Genomic DNA, 18,439 nt, shown 5'->3' on the forward strand with positions numbered 1-18,439 from the left:
CAAGGGCACCACGGCGCCTTGAGGATGGTGGTCAGGTGCGAGGATGCTGTCGTGAGGGATGCGATCGACGCGGTGGACTGGGGCGGCATACCAGGCCATCCCGACTGGTACGAACCGGCGCGTGCTGCCCGGGGTCTGCGCGCGCTGACGGGTGCGACGAACCTCGTCCAGGCGGCTGCGGGAGGCTCGTTGCTCGGTGGCGGCGGAATCCTGCATGGTCACAGTGCCGCGGTGTTTCCGGCGGCAGCGGTCGCGGCCCCTCTGCTCCTGGACATCGCGCAGAAGGGGCACCCGCCGGCTCGGGACGTCGCGTTGGGGCTGATCGACGAGGCCCTGGCGTGCTATCCCCACGACGAGTACCGGCGGGTGACGACGTCCTACAGCACAGCCGTGCCGATCTGCTGCGCCATCGCACACCAGGTGCGAACCCGCTCAGCGCTTCTCATCAGCATGGGGCGAAGGGGCAAGGCGCTCGTCGACGGTGCGGCCGAGCACTGGCTTTTCGAGATCGCAGAGTGCGCCGCCGACAGCCAGGACACGGCGGCCTTCGGGGCTCTGGCAGGCAGTCTCCCCAGCGGCGCACACGCAGCGGAACTCCATGCCGGCGGCACAGTCTCCCTACTGGAGGAGGTCGTCCTGGAGTACCCGCCGGTGGACGGCTCTGCTGACGCATGCCTGCGGGTGAGGGGGCGGCATCCGGCGGAACTGCTGCCCGGCGCCGTACTGCTCCCGGCGGAGTGCGGTGACCGCGTTCACTGACCGGCCTCTGCGTCGGTCGTCTCTGCCAGCGGGCCCGGCCTTCGGCCTGCAGAACCACTTCATGGTCATCGAGCGGGACAGCGACATCGCCCCCTGCTGCTGCCGGAGAGGACGACGCGGGCCACGGGCGCTATGGCCGGCCAAGCCTGATGACGGCCCGTCCGCCCTGCAGGTCCACCGTGGAACGGTGCGGCGGGGCGCCGTCCTCCTCGTCGTCCCGCATCACCAGCGCGCTCTGACGTTCCTTGAGCTCGTTCTGCTTGCCCTGCGAGAACGTGGCGTGCAGCTGCTCGAAGCCGGTCGAGGAGACCTGGCCGGTGCGCCTGCCGCGCCCGCTCATGCGGAGCAGCTGGTCGGCGAAGGCAACCAGGGTCAGCACGATCACCAGGCCAGGCAGCGTCACGAACACGGCGAACTCCATCCGGTCATCAGAGCACAGGACGGCCGGCCTGTCACCGGCCGCCGAGCCCCTCCCGCAAGCGGTGCCCCATTCCCCCAGCACGCGCTCCCGCCGTACGGGCCGCCGGGTCACATCCGGCGATGCGCGGGCGGAGCCGTCCCGGCCGAGCATCTGACCCGAGGCCACCTCTGCCGGCCCCGCCGTCGGGCATGATCTGCGGGAGGGCACCACGGGGGCGCCCGCACCGGCTGGGAGCGCATGTGGAGTGGGCAACGCTGGTCGCCACGTTGGGCGGCGGTCTGATCGCGATAGCGGGCACGGTGCTGGCCGACCGTCTGCGTACCCGCCAGGAACACCGCCGCAGTCTTCAGGCGCGCCGCCGGGACGTCTACACGGAGTTCATCGCGGCGGCGGGCGCGGCCCACACCGAACTGCGCCGCCTCGCCCAGAGCGGCGCCGGGTCCACCGACCTGGAGGAGGCGACCCGCCTGGCACTGACGGACGCGCGCATCTACGAGGTCCGCGAGCGCCTCTTCCTCGACGCCAGCGCCCGGATCGCGGGCGCAGGCCAGACCATGTTCGAGTGCCTCCGGGCTCTGCGCAGGACCGTCGCGACCGGCGCGGGTATCTCCACCCCAGCGTTCCACGACGTCTACCACCCCTACCTCGACGCCGTCTGGGCGTACCGGGAAGCCGTCCGCAACGAGCTCGAAGGCCACGCCCTCACCCCGACCGACTTCGGCTGGTCCGCTTGGGACGGCCGTGAACGCTGCCCACACTGCGTACAGCAGCAGACGGGCACCGAGCCCGCACAGCGCTGACCCGCCCCGGCCGCAACTCCAGGACCGTCATGAGGGAGACCACGCGTGACACGATGGGAGGACCGGGCGGCGGCGGGCGGGGCACAGTGGTCGAGCGCGTCCCGACCACTCGTCTTTCCCGAGGCCGGCGCAGTGAAAGGGAGCGCGCCGCTTCGCCTTTCCGCGCTACGGCCCCGCCGCAGCCGTCAGGGGTCACCCGCGCAGTGCGGCCCAGCTGGGCCGGCACTCATCCGCCCACCTTCCCAGCGTCGATACGCCGCCCGCGCGAGGCGTCCACCACGATGGGGATCCCGTCCGGGATCTGGCCCTCCAGCCGGTCGATCAAGGACTGCACGGGCGGCAGGTCTCCCGGGCTCCGCACGTGGATGTACATCGTTCGCGAATTCGCGTCGACACTCGTCACCGACGCGCCCGACTCGTCCGCGAGCCATTGCTGCGCCGCTTCCTTGGTCCGGCCGGTCCAGACGTTCAGCAGGAGCGTGGCGACGGTGTTGGCCGTCAGCGGAACGAACACGACGACGAACAGCAGGGCCATGGCGACGGACGCCCTGCCGGCCGGGTGCCCGGCTGCCTTATCGGCCTCCGCGGCGTATCCGAGCGCCGCGAAGACCACCATGCCGGCGAAGACCAGGGCGAAGAGGTTCGATACGAACAGTGCCAGGGCGCCCAGTGCGAGCCATCCCGACAGTTGCCCCAGGCACACGCCGACCACGACCAGGGGCGGGACGAGGGAGATGGCGATGGCGACGCCGGGCAGCACGGCGGCGACGTCCCGGCGGGCCAGGGCGATCGCTCCGGCGAAGCCGGTGGCCAGGGCGGCGATCAGATCCATCAGGTCCGGTGACGTGCGGGAGGAGATCTGGCTGTTCGACAACAGGTCGTAGCTGCTGGGCAGAACCGTCGACATGACGATTCCGATCGCGATCACCAGCAGGCAGGCGAGAAGGACGATCGTGACCGATCCGGTGCGTCGGCGCAGCACCGATCCGAGTGCGATGCCCATGATGGGCGTGGAGAGCGGAGCGATGATCATGGCGCCGATCACGGTCGCCGTCGAGTCGGTGAGCACTCCGCCGGCCGCGATGATCGAAGACAGTGTCAGCATCGTCCAGAAGGCCGAGCGCTTGGACGTGGTGTCCCCGGTCGACAGGATCAGATCCTGCGTCAGTTCGTCCAGCGAGCGGCGTTGAGAGGCCGGCAGGACGCGGGCGCGAACCTTGCTCATCATGCGTCCAAACAATCACGAGCGGGGAGGTTCAGCCGGGTAGGACACGGGCAGATGGTTCTGCTCGGGAGCCGGGATCAGAGTCCCTGTCCCGTCGGAGTCGGTAGCGGGCGGTGTACGGGCTCAAGTCCCACAGGGAGCGGTAGGCGATGCCGCTACGTGCCGCCGGAGGCCGCCCCCGGAGGCCCCGGAGGCCCCCGGTCGACAACGCGGACCTCCCAGGGCGGTCCCACGGCCCGGAGGTGCGCACCTGCGGGTTCGGCGGAGGCTTCCTGAAGGGGAGGGTCTGATCGACCCTGATGCCGCGCCGTGACGAGGGCTGCCGCCGTCGCCGGCAGGAGCAGGACCAGCAGGGTGCGGCTGCGCTCGCATGGCACGGCGCTCGCTGAAGATCGGGGTCCGCGGCAGACGGTGCGGGGATCGGTCTGCTGTCGAGGCCCGCCCCTGGGTGGACCGAGACGCTCACGCGTCCGAATTGACCGGGTTCGTCGTACCGCGCGGGCCGCCGGGGAGGCGACGGTGTGGGGGCCTGTTCGCTCAGGGGAACCTCAGATCCGGATAACGATCGGGTCACCAGACGCGGACGGACGGCATACAGGTCGCTCAGATGTGATGTGCATCACTAAAGAGAACGTAAAGAGCGTGCTAGGAATACGCAACTCCGCATCCGGCCCACCCCTCGCCGGACGTCCGGAGTGGCGGCCGCACCAGGTCGCGGCACCACCTGCAGTTCTCGCCACACCTGCACGACCAAGGCGCCCCTCCCCGATCCGTGTCCGCGGACCGGTGGCGCCACGGGTCGCCGATCGGACAACGGCGTTCGCTCACAGCCCGCCACCACACACCGGCCCTCCGCACGGGACCGGTCTGCGCCATCGAGGTTCTGCCACATGTCACTCGACTCCTTCACCGACTCCGTCGACGAGGCCGTCAGCGGATTCTTCGAGCCCATCGCCGCATGGCTCGGAGACGTCGTCTTCTATTCGGTGCCGGTCAACGGCACCGAGCTCCCGCTGATCGTCGCCTGGCTGGTCGTGGCCGGTCTGGTCTTCTCGGCCTGGTTCGGCCTGATCCAGATACGCAAGTTCCCGCTCGCCCTGAAGGTGGTCCGCGGCAAGTACGACGAGAAGGGCTCGACCGGTGAGGTCAACCACTTCCAGGCGCTGACCGCCGCCGTCTCCGGAACCGTCGGTCTGGGCAACATCGCCGGTGTCGCCGTCGCCGTCTCGATCGGCGGGCCCGGGGCGACGTTCTGGATGATCCTCTGCGGCCTGCTCGGCATGGCCACGAAGTTCGTCGAGGTCACCCTCGGTGTGAAGTACCGCGAGGTGCACTCCGACGGCACCGTCTCCGGCGGCCCCATGCACTACCTGCCCAAGGGCCTCGCCGAGCGCTTCGGCGCCCGCGGCAAGACCCTCGGCAAGGTCCTCGCGGTCCTCGCCTCCGCATTCGTCCTGTTCTTCGGCCTCTTCGGCGGCAACCTCTTCCAGGTCAACCAGTCCTACGCCCAGCTGGTCTCCGTCACCGGCGGTGAGGACGGCCTGATGGGCGGCTCCGGCGGCGCCCTCTTCTTCGGGGTCCTGGTCGCCGCGCTCGTCGGCATCGTGCTTCTCGGCGGCATCCGCTCCATCGCCACCGTCACCGGCGCGCTCGTCCCGGCGATGGCCGGCATCTACATCATCGGCTGCCTGGTCGTCATCGCCGTCAACGCCTCCGCGATCCCCTCCGCGATCTCCACGATCATCGAAGGCGCCTTCAACCCGGAGGGCGTCGCCGGCGGCGTCCTCGGCGCACTGATCATCGGCTTCAAGCGGGCCGCGTTCTCCAACGAGGCGGGCCTCGGCTCCGCCCCGATCGCCCACTCCGCGGTCAAGACCAAGCACCCCGCGTCCGAAGGCCTGGTCGCCCTGCTGGAGCCGTTCATCGACACCGTCATCATCTGCACCATGACGGCGCTGACCATCGTCATCGCCAATCCGGCCAGCTGGGGCGAGGCACGCAACGGCGAGTCCATCGGCGGCGTGACCATCACCTCCGACGCCTTCGCCACCGTCCTGCCCTGGTTCCCCTACATCCTCACCATCGCCGTGATGCTGTTCGCCATCTCCACGGTGCTGACCTGGGGCTACTACTGCATGAAGGCCTGGACCCACCTGTTCGGCCGCAGCCGGGCCAGCGAGCTCACCTTCAAGGTCCTCTATACCCTCTTCGCGGTCGGCGGCTCCCTGCTGACCCTGCAGACCCTCATCGACATGGCCGACGCGGTGCTCTTCATGCTCGCCGTCATCAACATCATCGGCCTGTACCTGCTGGCCCCCGTCGTCAAGCGGGAACTCAGCACCTTCCTCGACTTCGTCCGCCGCCGCGACGCCGGCCTGGAGACGGACACCGACGAGGACGAAGACCAGGAGCCGGTGAAGACCACCGTCTGACCGTCCCCCCGGCGGCCCGGCTCCTACGACAGGGCCCGTACCCTCCCCCGCGCCTTGGGCGGATACGGGCCCTGTCCCCTGCCCGCACCACATCACCGCACGTCAAACCCACCCTGGCAGCACCCCGGCCCTCCCGATAGGGTGTATGGAACGCGTCAAGAAGCCCCTCAGCGCATCGAGGGAGCAGGCGCGGGGTGTGCCGGGAAGTCTGGTCGGCGTCCTCGGGGCCGTGTGCCCGCGACCCGCCGACGCACTGGAGACGCCCCCCATGAACGCCGCCCCGCCCCCGCAGCGCTCCTCCTTCCTCGGCCTGCTGCCCTGGCCCGAACGCCGTGCGATCGCCGACGCCCTGCGCACCGAGACCATCGGCGGCCTGGTCCTCCTCGCTGCCGCCGTCGTCGCACTGATCTGGGCCAACAGCCCCTGGAGCGATGCCTACGAGCAGATACGCGACTTCCACTTCGGCATACCCTCCCTCGGCCTTGACCTGTCCGTCGGGCACTGGACCGCCGACGGCCTCCTCGCCGTCTTCTTCCTCGTCGCGGGCATCGAACTCAAGCGGGAACTCGTCGTCGGTGAACTGCGCACACCTGCCACCGCCGCGCTGCCCGTCGTCGCCGCCGTCTGCGGCATGGTCGTGCCCGCCGGCCTGTACGTCCTGACCGCGACCGCCGGTGGCGGCAGCCTGGACGGCTGGGCCGTGCCCATGGCCACGGACATCGCCTTCGCCCTCGCCGTGCTGGCGGTCATCTCCACCCACCTGCCGTCCGCGCTGCGCGCCTTCCTCCTCACCCTCGCCGTCGTCGACGACCTCGGCGCCATCCTCATCATCGCCGTCTTCTTCACCAGCAGCCTCAACTTCTGGGCCCTGGGCGGCGCCTTCGCCGGTCTCGCCGTCTTCTACGCCCTCCAGCGCCTCCGCGTCCGCGGCTGGTGGTGGTACGTACCCCTCGGCATCACCGTCTGGGCTCTGATGTACAACAGCGGCGTCCACGCCACCGTCGCGGGCGTCGCCATCGGCCTGATCCTGCGCACCACCGCCGATCAGGGCGAGAAGGCCTCCCCCGGCGCCCGCACCTCCCACCTGCTCCACCCCTTCTCCGCCGGTGTCGCCGTCCCCCTGTTCGCCCTGTTCGCCGCCGGAGTGTCCATCTCGGGGCCGGCCCTCGGGGAGGTGTTCACCCGGCCCGAACCCCTCGGCGTCGCCCTCGGTCTCGTCGCCGGCAAGATCCTCGGCGTGTTCGCCGGCACCTACCTCGCCGCCCGCTACACCCGCGCCCGGCTCAATCCCGACCTCGCCTGGGCCGACGTCTTCGGCCTCTCCGTCCTCGCCGGCATCGGCTTCACCGTCGCCCTCCTCATCGGCGAACTCGCCTTCCCCGGTCAGGAAGCGGGCGAACACGCCAAGGCCGCCGTCCTCATCGGCTCCGTGACCGCGGCCCTCCTCGCCGCCGTCGTACTACGCCGCCGCAACACCGTCTACAAGCGGCTCTACGAGGAGGAGACCACCGACGCCGACGCCGACGGCATCCCAGACATCTACCAACGCCAGTCCGCCGCTGAACGCTGAACGGCTTCGCCGTCCAGCACGGCCGCGACAATGTCACCGTGGTCGGCGGCGTCCTGGCGGGCCGAGCGGCTGCGGCACCCCGGGCTGGGTGCCGCAGCCGTCGAAGGCGACTCAGCCGTCCTCGTCGCTCGCACGCTTGGGCAGGCAGAACATCAGGGCCCACATCAGGGCGAGGAGGGCACCGACCCACCACAGCACGGAGATGAACGCCTCGCGGTTGAGTACGGGCTCGGGCGAGCCGGCGGTGGTGGCGAAGTACACCAGGGCGGTCAGTGCGGTACCGAGGGCGATGCCCAGGTGAATCGCGGTGTTGAACAGGCCCGAGGCGGCCCCGGCGTCCTCGTGTGGGACCCGGGCCAGCGACAGGTCGGCGAGCGGGCCGCTGACCATGCCGAGGCCGAAGCCGATCAGTACGACCGGAGCGGCCATCCCCAGCAGTGTCAGCTCCCCTTCGCCGGCGGCGGCCTGGAGACCGTAGCCCGCCGTCGCGGTGATCGTGACGAGGGTTCCGGTCTGGGGCAGACGGCGGGCGAAGCGCCCGGCGCTCTTCGCTGCGATGGCCGCGCCGGCCAGTTCTCCGAGGGAGAGCAGCACGAAGGCCAGGGCCGCGTGCAGGGAACTCATGCCCAGGCCCTGCTGGAGGTAGAGGCTCCAGGTCATGAAGAACAGCCCGCACAACAAGCCGTGCACCAGCTGCGCGGCCGTGCCGCCGGAGAACTGCCGGTTCCGGAAGAGGGACAGCGGCACGAGCGGAGCATCGTCCTGCTTGCGCTGCTGGTGGCGCAGGAAGACGCCCAGCACGAGGAGCCCCGCACCGAGCAGGGCGAAACACCACAGTGGCCAGTGATGGAGGTGGCCCTCGGAGAGGGGGAAGACGATCAGGATGATCGCCAGCGCGGACAGTGCCATGCCGGTCAGGTCAAGCCGGGCGGCCCTGTGCGCCGTCGACTCGGGGATGAACGTGCGCCCCAGGAAGAGCACGGCGAGGCCGACGGGTACGTTGACCAGGAAGATCGGCCGCCAGGACAGCCCGAAGAGGTCGGCCTCGGTGAGCAGGCCGCCCATCACCGGGCCCAGGACGTTGGCGATGGACAGGACGGCTCCGTACAGGCCGAACGCCTTGCTGCGGCTCTCGCCGTCGAAGGTGACATGGAGGGTGGCCAGGACCTGCGGGATCATCAACGCCACTCCCACGCCCTGGAGCATGCGGGCGCCGATCAGCTCGTACGGCCCGGCCGCCAGGCCGCACAGGAGCGAGGCCGTGGTGAACACGACGGTGCCCACCAGAAGGATCCTGCGCCGGCCGTGGAGGTCGCCGAGGCGACCACCGGTGATCAGCCCGACGGCGATGGGCAGTGAATAGCCGGTGGTCAGCCACTGCACCGCGGACGGCCCGGCGCCGGTCGACTCCTGGATCGCGGGCAGAGCGGTCAGCACGACCGACTGGTCGAGGAGGTCCATGAGCTCGGCTGTCAGCAGGACCAAGAGGGCGATCCGGGCGGCCGAGGCCATTCTCGGCTGATGTGGTGCTGAGCTGTCCGGGGACGGGGTGGTGTGCTGCGGCTCAGGGTTGAGCGCGGAGGATGACACGAGGGGGAAACTCCTGATCCGAAGGACCGGGAAGCCCAGGCCGACAGCCAGACCGGGGTCGGAGAACGCGAATCCCGGGGCAGACGGCAGAGCTGCACCCGGGAGAAGACAGAGGACTGCGGGGGAGGGTGACGCGACTCAGGCCAGCGCGACGTCCGCCCCCGGACACGTGCGACAACTCAGCACGCGGGGAACACGGACGGCTACATGGCCTGGGCTATAGGAAGTCACCTCAAGATCGATAGATAAGGAAACAGGCAGTCGGTTCACCACCACCGATGACTCCGGCGCAGGAACCCGTTCACGGTACGCCAGCCCCGCTCCCTGCGCACACCACTTTTCTCGCGTGGAAACTGTCCTGATGCTCAGGTGTTCCCCGTAGCCGGCCACGGGGCGATGGGCCGTTCTTCTTGTCGCGGTGTGCCGGCAGGACGTGGTTGGCGGCGGAGAGGTCGGACCGGCCTAAGAGTTCCATCAGCCGGACGGGGTCGGCGCTGTGACGTGCTTCATCGACGATGTGGCCCGCACGCAGGCGGCCGGCCGGGCGGCTAACACGCTGGAAGCGCGAGGATAGGCTCGAACTCGCCCCTTCCAGCGGACGGACCCCCTCCATGACCGACGGCCTCACTTGGATAGGCGCCCACGCCCACACCGCCACGCCCGTCCCCGGCATGCGCGGCGGCATCTCCCTCACCCTCGCCCGCGGCATCGACCCCGACGAGTTCCTCATCAACCTCGGGGCCGACCTCGACCAGCTCGCCGCCCGCACCCCGCTGGCCGAACTGCGTGACCGGCCGACGCCGCCTGGCCACGACCCCACCCGCTACGCCTACGCCATGTACGGCAGCGAGGGTGAGTGGACGTACGTGCTGGAGAACGACCACGCCGCGACCTGGGCAACCGGCTTCCGCCGTGTCCCCTCGATGCGCCCCGGCCCGGGCGAAGAGATCCTGTGCGCCAGCCGGAACCTGTACAGCCCGCCCGCCGCGATCCTGCACGTCGAAGGCGACGAGGTGGTACGGCGCGCAGAGTTCGGCACCACCACCGGCCACGAGTCGGCGCTGGACGCGGCGCTCACCGCCGCCGGTGCCGTCTTTCCCTCCCTCCCCGACGCCACGGCCGACGAGGTGACCGCCTCCTACGAGCAGCACAGCGCGCGCTTGCCCACCCTGGTGTTCACCGCGTTGGGCGCATACACGAGGCTGAGTATCGATCAGGATGCCGCAGAGGCCGGGAGTCTCCCCGCCGTCCACCTCCTCACTCCTTGAGCCGCACGCGTGGCCGGCCTCCCGGATCCCGAGCGGGAGCACAGAGAGGTACACCACGCTGCGCATCGTGCAGGTCTTCTTCGGACTCTCGTTGGCGGTGGAACGGTCACCACCGCGTGCTCGACGGGGCCCCGTTCCGGATCCGTACCGGCGTCTCGTGGTGTGACCGTCCGGAAGGAAACGGCTCCTGGACGGGCTTCCGGCGTCGAGTGACGCTGCGTCATCTCTTGCCCAAGTCCTCCTGGTGTCAACGGCAAAGCGGATGAGTTGCCTCCAAACAACCCCCTTTCGAACGAGGTCGCGAAATGGCACGATCACGTCGACATGAGCCGTCCCTCGCACCGCCTTCGATCGAAAGTGTGACCGTCAGCAGATGCGCATATCCCTCGGCGTGGCACGCCGCACCGCCGGTGCCGCCATGCTCTCCTTGGCCACCGCCCTTACCGGGCTCGCCTTCCCCAGCACCGCTCAGGCTGCCGTGACCTGCGCGTCCGGCGTGTGGAAGGCCGAGTACTTCGCCAACACCACCCTCACGGGCACCCCGAGAGCCACCGCCTGCGACACCTCCGTCGCCGAGAACTACGGCCTCGGCGACCCCGCCGGCGTCACGCTGCCTAAGGACAACTTCGGCGTCCGGTGGAGCACCACGCGCAACTTCGGTTCCGGTGGTCCCTTCGACCTCAACCTCGCCGTCCAGGACGGCGCCCGCGTCTACCTCGACGGCGTGCGCAAGATCGACCTGTGGCGCAACGTCACCTCGACGCAGAAGAAGACGCTGCGGCTGACCATCCCCCGCGGAAGCCACACCCTGCGCGTGGACTTCGCCGCCTTCACCGGCACCGCCAACGTCTCCTTCGGCTATGCCCCGGTCATCGGCGCGGCCCACGACAGGGTAGTGCCCCTGGCCCCGGCCGGCCTGAAGGCCGCCTACACGGCGTCCACCCTGAAGTCGGCGCTCAGCTGGTCGCGCAACTACGAGATGGACCTGTCCGGCTACCGCCTCTACCGTCGTACGGGCAGCACCGGCACGTGGAGCCAGCTGAACACCACCACCCTCACGGGCACCACGTACACCGACGCACCGCCGGCCACCGGCGCCACGTACGAGTACGCGCTTCGCGCCCTCGACCGCTCCGGCAACCTGTCCCCGCTGTCCGCCCTGACCAGGGTCGTCAGCGCCGACAAGACGCCTCCCGGCGTGCCCGGCGGCCTCAGGGCCACGCACGACCCCTACGGCGCCGGCGCCCGGATCTCCTGGTCCCCGGCGAGCGGGGCAAGCGCCTACGAGGTGCAGCGGTCCCTCGCCTCCGCGGGCCCGTACGCCTCCGTCGGCATGGCCTCGACCGGCACCGAGACGACCGACCCGAGCGTCGTCCCGGCCACGACCTACCACTACCGCGTGCGCGCCCGCGACGCCGCGGGCAACACCTCCGCGTACTCCGCACCGGTCAGGCTCGACGTGCCCGAGGCCAAGCCCCTGGCGCCGACCGCTGTCTTCGCCGGCGGCCGGCTCGACGGCAACAGCGTCGGCTGGACGTACACCGCGGACGCGTCGCACCGGTTCCACGTCTACGCCGCCGACGCGGCCACCGGCCCGTGGACCCGCCTGACCGAGAGCCCGGCCCCCAACGCCCTGTACGACGACGTCACGGCCGTCGCCGGCCAGGTGCGCTACTACCAGGTCCGGACGGTCACGCCGCTCGGCACCGAGTCGGACCCCTCGGCGACGGTCTCGGCCACCCGCGTCCGCGACACCACCCCGCCCTCCATGCCGCGCGATCTGAGGGCGTACAGCGAGACCGACGGGGTGCACCTGTCCTGGACGCCGAACACCGGCGACGACACGAACCACTACGTCGTCATGCGCAAGCAGTCGTTCGACGGATGGGAGCAGATCGCCAGCGTGTGGGGCGATGCGTACGTGGACACCAGCACCCCGGCAGGTGTGCAGTTCGGCTACACCGTCCTCGCCGTCGACGAGGCCGGCAACGTCTCGCGCCTGCCCCAGCCCGGCTACGGCACCGTGTACGGCAAGCGCCTGCCGGTCCATCCGATCCCGGACGCGCCTGCCTCGCTGACCGCCACCCTGGACAACGGCAAGGTCAGGCTGGAGTGGACCGCGAGCACGGCGGCCGACCTGCAGGGCTACTACGTGTACCGCACGACCGGCACGGACCCCGCGCAGGCCTACGACATCTCCCCCATCCTCACCGGGACGACCTTCACCGACGAGAATCCGCCCGGCGGCAGGACCTGGCGATACGTGGTCCGCGCCGTCAGCACGCAGGGCAAGTGGTCCGGCTTCTCGCCGATGGCCGAGGCCCTCGTCCCGTGCCCGGTCCTGAGCGCGCCTCCCACTCCCCGTATCACCGGGACCGCCGTCGACGCCGGCCCCGCCGTCCGGATCGCCTGGGAGCCCGGAACGTGCGACCAGGGCATGACCGTCTCGTACAACGTGTACCGGTCCATGTCCCACTCGGGCGTCTTCGCCCCGGCGAACCGCATCGCCTCGGGCCTGACGGAACCGATGTACACGGACCTCGGCCCCTTGACGCCACTGCGGACCTACTACTACCTGGTCACCGCCGTGGCCGCCGACGGCACCGAATCGGCGCCGCAGGCCAGCCCCCTCAACATGTCGATCCCTGGCTGACGCTCCCTGACATCGCCTTCATCCCCTGAGGCCCCCGCCGCCCGGACAGCGCAGCTCCGGAAACGGCGGGGGCCTCCTCGTGAGCCGGTCATCGGTCACCGGCCCCGCCCCGCATGGCCCCGCGGCGGCGCGCACTGGCCGGCTTCCCCGTGGGCGCTTGCCGTACTGGTTTCCGGTGGTCGATCTCGCGTACAACCCTTCAGGACATTCCAGAGTCTTGTGGGCGGGGCGTGGAACTGCTGCGTCTCTGAAACCAGGGGCGAGTTCCTCGGACGTGTTCTCCGATCTCTCTCTGGATTCCCCTTGAGACCTCGGAGAGCATCAACCCGTGAAGCACTACAGAGGCAGCGCCCCGCGTGTTCTGAGCGCGGCCGTCACCGTCGTCCTCGCCGTGACCGCCGGGGCCCTGACGCACCCTGCCCTCGCCGCCGGCCTCCCGGTGAGCGCGCCTGCCGGGACGCTGCAGGAGCCGCCTCTCCTCAAGGACGGCAGCCGTCTGGCAGGGGCAGGACCGTCGGGCTTCCTGAGCTGGTACGGAGACCGCCTGCCAGTCACGTACTCCTGGACTCGGTACGCGGACGGTTCCACGAGAAAACTGCCGACCCCGGTCGGATTCCTGCAGACCTCGGGAACCGATCTGCTCACCGAGGCGGAGCCGGGGGCGACCCACACCGTCATCGACATGGCCACCGGCGCCCCGCCCGTGGTCCTGGACATCGCCACGCTCGGCGTCGGCTACCAGCGGGGGCGGGCCGTCGGGCAGTCCTCGGTCTTCGTGCAGCGGGCCGACCCGACCGGCGGCGACTCCCTGCACGTCGTCAGCAAGACGGACGACGGGCTCAGGGACGAGGTGATCGCAGGGATACCCGCCGGCGCAGACATCACCTCCGTCGGGGATGTGACCGCCGACACCGCCGTCGTGACGTACACCGATCCCGCCGCGACCGCGGGAAGCGGCGCCCGCCTCGCCGTCGTCGACGTCCCCCGGCGCGCGGTGGTGCAGGAGGTCACGCCCTCCCAGCCCGTCGGCGACGTCGCGCTCTCGCCCACGCATCTGGCCTGGGTCGAGCGGCCGACGACCACCACCGCCACCGTCGTCGTCAGCCGCCGCGGATCAGCGGCCGACCCACTGCGCATCCCTCTCACCAAGGCCGGGAACGTGCAGGTCGAGCTGGTCGGCGGATGGGTGCTCTACGGTCAGGCCGGTCACGACGCCCCGAACGTAGGCCGGAACCCGCTGTACGCCGTCACCGCGCGCTCCCTGACGGACGAGCGGTCCGTCACGGTCCTCGACGCCTACACGCGGTCGGTGGCAGGCCCGGACGGCACCGTGCTCGTGCAGGGCGGCACGGTCGCCGCGGGCGAGGGGATGTACCGGATCGCCCCGGCGGCGGACGGCGTGCCGGTGGCCAGTCGGGTGGCGAGCACCGGCCGGTCCACCGCACTGGCGCTGCTGGGAAGCGACGTCCCGGCCGTCCTGGACTTCGACAAGCAGAGTTGGACGACTCTGTCCTGGCGTCTGAGCAGTACGAACGCCTCCGCGACCGCCACCCTCACCCACGTGGCCAGCGGACGGACCGTCCGCCTGGACCTCTTCTCCAACCAGGGCGCGAAGGAGGAGATCTGGGACGGCGAGTTCGACGACGATGTGCCCGTCCCCAACGGGGCCTGGACCTGGCAGCTGACCGCCAAACCGGGCAACGGCATCGGACCGGACCTGAAGGAGACCGGCGCCTTCCGCGTGCAACGCGCCGCCGTCAGCCACGACTTCGACGACAACGGCCTCCCCGACGTCCTGAGTCTCTCCGAGAACGGCACGTTCGCGGCCAACACCGTCGTCGGCGCCGCCCGCGACTGGATCGCCCGCTCCACCCCCGGCACCCTGCTGGGCACCGGCTGGAACGTGTACGACCGGATCGTCCCCACAGCCGATGTCGGCGGCACGGCCCACGCCGACATCCTGACCCGCGACCGCACCGGCGTCCTCTGGCTCCACCAGGGCAACGGCGCCGGGCTGACCCACCGGGTGAGGATCGGCGGCGGCTGGAACGTCTACGACCAGATCACCTCCGCCGCCGATCTCACCGGCGACGGACACACCGACCTGGTCGCCACCGACAGCAGCGGCATTCTGTGGCTGTACAAGGGCACCGGAAAGGCCGGTACCCCGTTCTCCGCACGCACCCGTGTCGGCGGTGGCTGGAACACCTACAACAAGATCGCGGCGGTCGGAAACCTCGCCGGCGCCCCCGCCGGCGACCTCGTCGCCCGTGACCGCGACGGCGTCCTGTGGCTCTACCTCGGCAAGGGAGACGGCACCTTCGCGTCACGCACCCGCATCGGTGGCGGCTGGCAGGACTTCACCCAGATCATCGGCGTCGGAGACCAGGACCGCGACGGCCGCGGGGACCTCATGGCAGTGGACACACAAACCCACCCCCACCTGTACCGCGGCACCGGCAACTGGACGAAGCCGCTGGCCACACGCCAGCGCATGTACGACTACTACCTTCCCCAGGGCATCTACTACTAGACGCCCCCTGAACAGAGCCCGCAACGCGGACCACGGCATCGCGACACCTCGCCATGAGCTGTCGCGATGCCGGATCGGCTCCGAACTCGGCCCCCTCGACTGACCTGCCTGGGCACCTTGTTCGTCGCTCGGCTCCCGGCGGCGACTGCGAGCGAATTCAGTTGCAGTGGATCCGGCGCATCCGGTGATACTCCGGCATGAGTAGAGACGGAGAGGTCATCGTGCTCGCCCGCTGGTCGGACGAGGTGATGCACCCACTGACCCAGGACGACCCGGAACGCACGTGGCGGGGTCGCTTCGTCCCTATCGAGGGGCACCATGGCTATGAGTTCGGGTGGGCCCTGGAGCTCGACAAAGTGCACCACCGCAGGGGCCTGCTCAGGCACCTGGAATCGCTGGCGTGGCCGAACCCGCATACCGTGCAGGTCCTGCTCCGGGACCAGGACGACGACTGCTTCGGCCTATGGATGTTCCACGAGGGCCGGTTGGTGGAAGTCGCCATCCCGCGCACCGAGCGATTCCACCGGCCGGCACCGTCCGCGGAGGACTACGACCCCGACCCCGACCCCGGCATGCTGTTGCGCACAGACCAGGGCCACCCCCTGCCCGCACAGACCCCGGAAGCACTCCGCGACACCCGCCCACCCTGGTAGACCCCGCCCTGTCCTGCCTGCTTGCGGTCGCAGCTCGACCGTGCGCGGCAGCAGGCCGCTGACCTGCGCGAAGTAACGGATCACTGTTCCCGAGCCAAGTAAGGAGTGACAGACTGCAGAACCTTTGTGGAGGGCCCAGGTGCACAGATCCGGTCACGACCCTGGACGGAGCCGTACTCCGTTCAGCGACGTCTACGAGGAGCACTTCGATACGATCCTCGGATACGTCACCCGCAGAACCACCGACCGGCATACCGCCGCGGACCTGACCGCGGACGTGTTCGTGGCCGCGTTGGAGGCGTTCGACAGCCACGACGCCGGGCGCGGCACGCATCGCGTCTGGTTGCACGGGATCGCCCGCAACACCCTGGCCGCTCACGCACGTCACACCGCGCGTGAGCGGGAGGCGGTGACCGCGCTGAACGGGCGCCGGCTGCTCGACGAGGAGGACATGCTCCGCTTCGAGGAGCGGATCGACGCCGAGCGGGAGGCCCGGGCGCTCCTGGCCCGGCATGCGGTGCTGTCCGCGCCGCTGCGCGCCGTGATCGACCTGGTCGCCGTGGACGGCCTGACGACGAAGGAGGCCGCGACGGTGTTGCGGATCTCCCAGGCGACCGCCCGCGTCCGGTACGCGCCGTGACGGTCGCGCAGGTCCTGGACGCCGCCGCGCTCGGCGCGGCGAAAGGGTCGGGCCGTGAGCCCGGACTGCGCCAATGGGTGTACACGAAAACCGTGGTCTGCGAGTCGATCTGCGGTCCTCGCACGTCCTGGGCGCGGTACGACGGGGCCCAAGGTGCCTCTGTCGGGGAGGCGCCCGAGAGTCAGGGCCGGACCGCCGTCCTCGTGTCGGAGAACATCGAGTTCCTGCGCCTGGGAAAGATCGGAGAAGACCCGCGGAAGACATGGCGGGTTCTCTCCCAGTTGCCGACCGAGCCGGCTGAGCTCCTGGCACGGGTGAGCAAGGACCCCTACTTCGCCGCCGGCTACGACCCCAGCACACGTCCCGACGCCGGCCCGAACAGGATGCACGACTTCCGCGACGAACTACCCGAGGCTGCCACCTCCGGTGCTCGGTTCGCCAGGATCCTCTACATCCTGCGGGTCGCGCCGAACATCCCACCCGAGATCAACGCCGCCCTCTACCGCGCGCTCGCCCTGATTCCCGGGGCCGAGCTGGTCGACACACTGATGAAGGACGCCGCCGGCCGGCCGAGCCTCACGATCGCGTTCGACTTCCACGACCGCGACAACACCCTCGAGTACCTCTACCTGGACCCCGAGACGTACGCGTACCGCGGCTTGCGCAGGGAGTCGCACGGCCCAGGCGGCCACACCGAGTCCTACGCCCGCACGGCGACCGGCATCGTCGACCACCCCGGCCAGGTCCCCGGGGGCCCCGTGCCGGACCCCTCCGACATCGTGATGCTCGAACCGCCGATCGTGCATTCCCGACCCGTAGGTCCCTGATCGCGGCGTGGCGGCCGGGCCGGCGAGGACGGCCGCCACGCACGACGATCCCCACACTCCCCCGAGCGCCCGCGCGTGCATCGCGATGCCTGCGCTGCCTCATCAAAGCTGTCTCATCAATGACGACAGAGGATGTCGGGTTTACGGCCGACCATGGGCCTATGCGCGAAACCCCAGAAGAACTCGACACGCTCCAGTCACTCCTCAGCTCCTCCCTCTCACGATCGACCGCACACCTCCGCTCGATCGTCGAGGGCCGCACCATCACAGCGGCGCAGCTCACCGGGGTTCTCACCGGTATGTGCACGCTCGCCCTGTCCACGGTCACCGCACAGGGTGAACCGCGGATCAGCGGGGCCGACGGGCACTTCCTGCACGGTCGGTGGCACTTCGGCACGGCACGTACCGCCGCCAAAGCCGTTCATCTCGCCGCCCGTCCGGCCGCCAGCGTCGCGCACCTGCGCGGCGAGGACCTCGGAGTGTTCACCCACGGCACGGTGGAGGAGATGAACCCGGAGGGCGCCGAGCCCACGGCCGACTGGCAGGAACTCCTCGCCTACCTGCAGGACCACTACGGCGACGACGACGCCTTCGACTGGAACCGCGAGGTCGTCTACTACCGGCTGAACCCGCACTGGATGACCGTCTACGCCCCCGACCTCGACAAACTCACCAGTACCTGACACCGGCCGGCCCCGTCGACCGCGGCCTGCCCGACCACCGGACAGGCAGCTACGTGGGGGCCTCACCCGGCCGGTGACCGACACGCGATGCCGCCACAGATCCTAGCCGCAGTCGTCTCGCGGTTTCCCCTCGTGGGGCTGGGGCACAGTCCACTGCTACAACAGGCCGAGCGCCCGATGGAGTGAGTGGCGAGGGGGATCCACCACCCTGTGCTGCCGGGCTTGACCGGAATCGATCAGAGCAGTCCACCCTACGAGGGTCCGGCCATCCGCGCACCAGGTCGGCGGGTGGGCGCTGCAAGCCCGTCGACGGCGTCTCCCGCCGATCCGCCGATCCGCCGAACCTTCCCCACGATTCTGCGCCTTCAGGGAGCGCTGGATGCGA

The 18,439-nt window shown here is 70.2% G+C and carries 14 protein-coding genes; 11 read left to right on the plus strand and 3 right to left on the minus strand.

Annotated features, from left to right (window positions below):
* Positions 1-51 precede the first annotated feature (51 nt).
* Positions 52-759, plus strand: coding sequence for a hypothetical protein (locus ACF09E_RS32900; protein ID WP_392209540.1), 708 nt, complete (start codon positions 52-54; stop codon positions 757-759).
* Positions 760-889: 130 nt separating this feature from the next.
* Here ACF09E_RS32900 and ACF09E_RS32905 read toward each other — a convergent pair whose 3' ends face one another.
* Positions 890-1,180: a DUF6191 domain-containing protein gene (locus ACF09E_RS32905; RefSeq protein ID WP_392209542.1), complete on the minus strand. Its 291-nt coding sequence runs from the start codon at positions 1,178-1,180 to the stop codon at positions 890-892.
* Between the two features lie 239 nt (positions 1,181-1,419).
* Here ACF09E_RS32905 and ACF09E_RS32910 point away from each other — a divergent pair, with 239 nt between their 5' ends.
* Positions 1,420-1,980 carry a CchlQ gene (locus tag ACF09E_RS32910; RefSeq protein WP_392209544.1) on the plus strand — a complete coding sequence of 187 codons (561 nt, stop codon included), beginning with the start codon at positions 1,420-1,422 and terminating at the stop codon, positions 1,978-1,980.
* 226 nt (positions 1,981-2,206) lie between these two features.
* Here the strand turns inward: ACF09E_RS32910 and ACF09E_RS32915 are convergent, their stop codons facing one another.
* The gene (locus ACF09E_RS32915; RefSeq protein ID WP_392209546.1) at positions 2,207-3,208 is read right to left on the minus strand and encodes a TIGR00341 family protein; all 1,002 of its coding nucleotides are present in this window, start codon (positions 3,206-3,208) and stop codon (positions 2,207-2,209) included.
* 887 nt (positions 3,209-4,095) lie between these two features.
* Here ACF09E_RS32915 and ACF09E_RS32920 point away from each other — a divergent pair.
* Together ACF09E_RS32920 and nhaA are read left to right on the plus strand one after the other, a co-directional pair.
* A complete protein-coding gene (locus ACF09E_RS32920) occupies positions 4,096-5,637 on the plus strand; it encodes an alanine/glycine:cation symporter family protein (RefSeq protein WP_392209548.1) in 1,542 nt (513 codons plus the stop codon).
* Positions 5,638-5,905: 268 nt separating this feature from the next.
* On the plus strand, positions 5,906-7,207 hold the full coding sequence (gene nhaA / locus ACF09E_RS32925) for a Na+/H+ antiporter NhaA (protein WP_392209550.1): 1,302 nt from the start codon (positions 5,906-5,908) through the stop codon (positions 7,205-7,207).
* Between the two features lie 111 nt (positions 7,208-7,318).
* Here nhaA and ACF09E_RS32930 read toward each other — a convergent pair whose 3' ends face one another.
* Entirely contained in the window at positions 7,319-8,719 is a 1,401-nt protein-coding gene (locus ACF09E_RS32930; protein WP_392209552.1) for an MFS transporter, read from the minus strand.
* Between the two features lie 689 nt (positions 8,720-9,408).
* On the opposite strand from ACF09E_RS32930, the gene ACF09E_RS32935 reads away from it, so the two are divergent.
* From ACF09E_RS32935 to ACF09E_RS32965, 7 genes are all read left to right on the plus strand, one after another.
* Positions 9,409-10,065 carry a hypothetical protein gene (locus ACF09E_RS32935; protein WP_392209554.1) on the plus strand — a complete coding sequence of 219 codons (657 nt, stop codon included), beginning with the start codon at positions 9,409-9,411 and terminating at the stop codon, positions 10,063-10,065.
* 373 nt (positions 10,066-10,438) lie between these two features.
* Positions 10,439-12,718 (plus strand): fibronectin type III domain-containing protein, encoded by a 2,280-nt coding sequence (locus ACF09E_RS32940; RefSeq protein ID WP_392209556.1) that lies wholly within the window; start codon positions 10,439-10,441, stop codon positions 12,716-12,718.
* 328 nt (positions 12,719-13,046) lie between these two features.
* Entirely contained in the window at positions 13,047-15,251 is a 2,205-nt protein-coding gene (locus tag ACF09E_RS32945) for a VCBS repeat-containing protein (RefSeq protein WP_392209557.1), read from the plus strand.
* Between the two features lie 197 nt (positions 15,252-15,448).
* On the plus strand, positions 15,449-15,904 hold the full coding sequence (locus ACF09E_RS32950; protein ID WP_392209559.1) for a hypothetical protein: 456 nt from the start codon (positions 15,449-15,451) through the stop codon (positions 15,902-15,904).
* Positions 15,905-16,043: 139 nt separating this feature from the next.
* Positions 16,044-16,544 (plus strand): RNA polymerase sigma factor, encoded by a 501-nt coding sequence (locus ACF09E_RS32955; RefSeq protein WP_392209561.1) that lies wholly within the window; start codon positions 16,044-16,046, stop codon positions 16,542-16,544.
* Positions 16,541-17,371, plus strand: coding sequence for a hypothetical protein (locus ACF09E_RS32960; protein ID WP_392209563.1), 831 nt, complete (start codon positions 16,541-16,543; stop codon positions 17,369-17,371). The genes ACF09E_RS32955 and ACF09E_RS32960 overlap by 4 nt, the downstream gene beginning before the upstream one ends.
* Before the next feature lie 161 nt (positions 17,372-17,532).
* Positions 17,533-18,054 (plus strand): pyridoxamine 5'-phosphate oxidase family protein, encoded by a 522-nt coding sequence (locus ACF09E_RS32965; RefSeq protein ID WP_392209565.1) that lies wholly within the window; start codon positions 17,533-17,535, stop codon positions 18,052-18,054.
* Positions 18,055-18,439: the final 385 nt, after the last annotated feature.

This window comes from Streptomyces sp. NPDC014891, assembly GCF_043081085.1.
Classification (GTDB): domain Bacteria; phylum Actinomycetota; class Actinomycetes; order Streptomycetales; family Streptomycetaceae; genus Streptomyces.

What these genes read in the sequence shown, in the direction of transcription:
- ACF09E_RS32920 (WP_392209548.1), top strand. Translation starts at nt 4,096, where the DNA reads ATGTCACTCGACTCCTTCACCGACTCCGTCGACGAGGCCGTCAGCGGA.
- ACF09E_RS32935 (WP_392209554.1), top strand. Translation starts at nt 9,409, where the DNA reads ATGACCGACGGCCTCACTTGGATAGGCGCCCACGCCCACACCGCCACG.
- ACF09E_RS32965 (WP_392209565.1), top strand. Translation starts at nt 17,533, where the DNA reads ATGCGCGAAACCCCAGAAGAACTCGACACGCTCCAGTCACTCCTCAGC.
- ACF09E_RS32930 (WP_392209552.1), bottom strand. Translation starts at nt 8,719, where the DNA reads ATGGCCTCGGCCGCCCGGATCGCCCTCTTGGTCCTGCTGACAGCCGAG.
- ACF09E_RS32905 (WP_392209542.1), bottom strand. Translation starts at nt 1,180, where the DNA reads ATGGAGTTCGCCGTGTTCGTGACGCTGCCTGGCCTGGTGATCGTGCTG.
- nhaA (WP_392209550.1), top strand. Translation starts at nt 5,906, where the DNA reads ATGAACGCCGCCCCGCCCCCGCAGCGCTCCTCCTTCCTCGGCCTGCTG.
- ACF09E_RS32940 (WP_392209556.1), top strand. Translation starts at nt 10,439, where the DNA reads ATGCGCATATCCCTCGGCGTGGCACGCCGCACCGCCGGTGCCGCCATG.
- ACF09E_RS32915 (WP_392209546.1), bottom strand. Translation starts at nt 3,208, where the DNA reads ATGATGAGCAAGGTTCGCGCCCGCGTCCTGCCGGCCTCTCAACGCCGC.
- ACF09E_RS32950 (WP_392209559.1), top strand. Translation starts at nt 15,449, where the DNA reads ATGAGTAGAGACGGAGAGGTCATCGTGCTCGCCCGCTGGTCGGACGAG.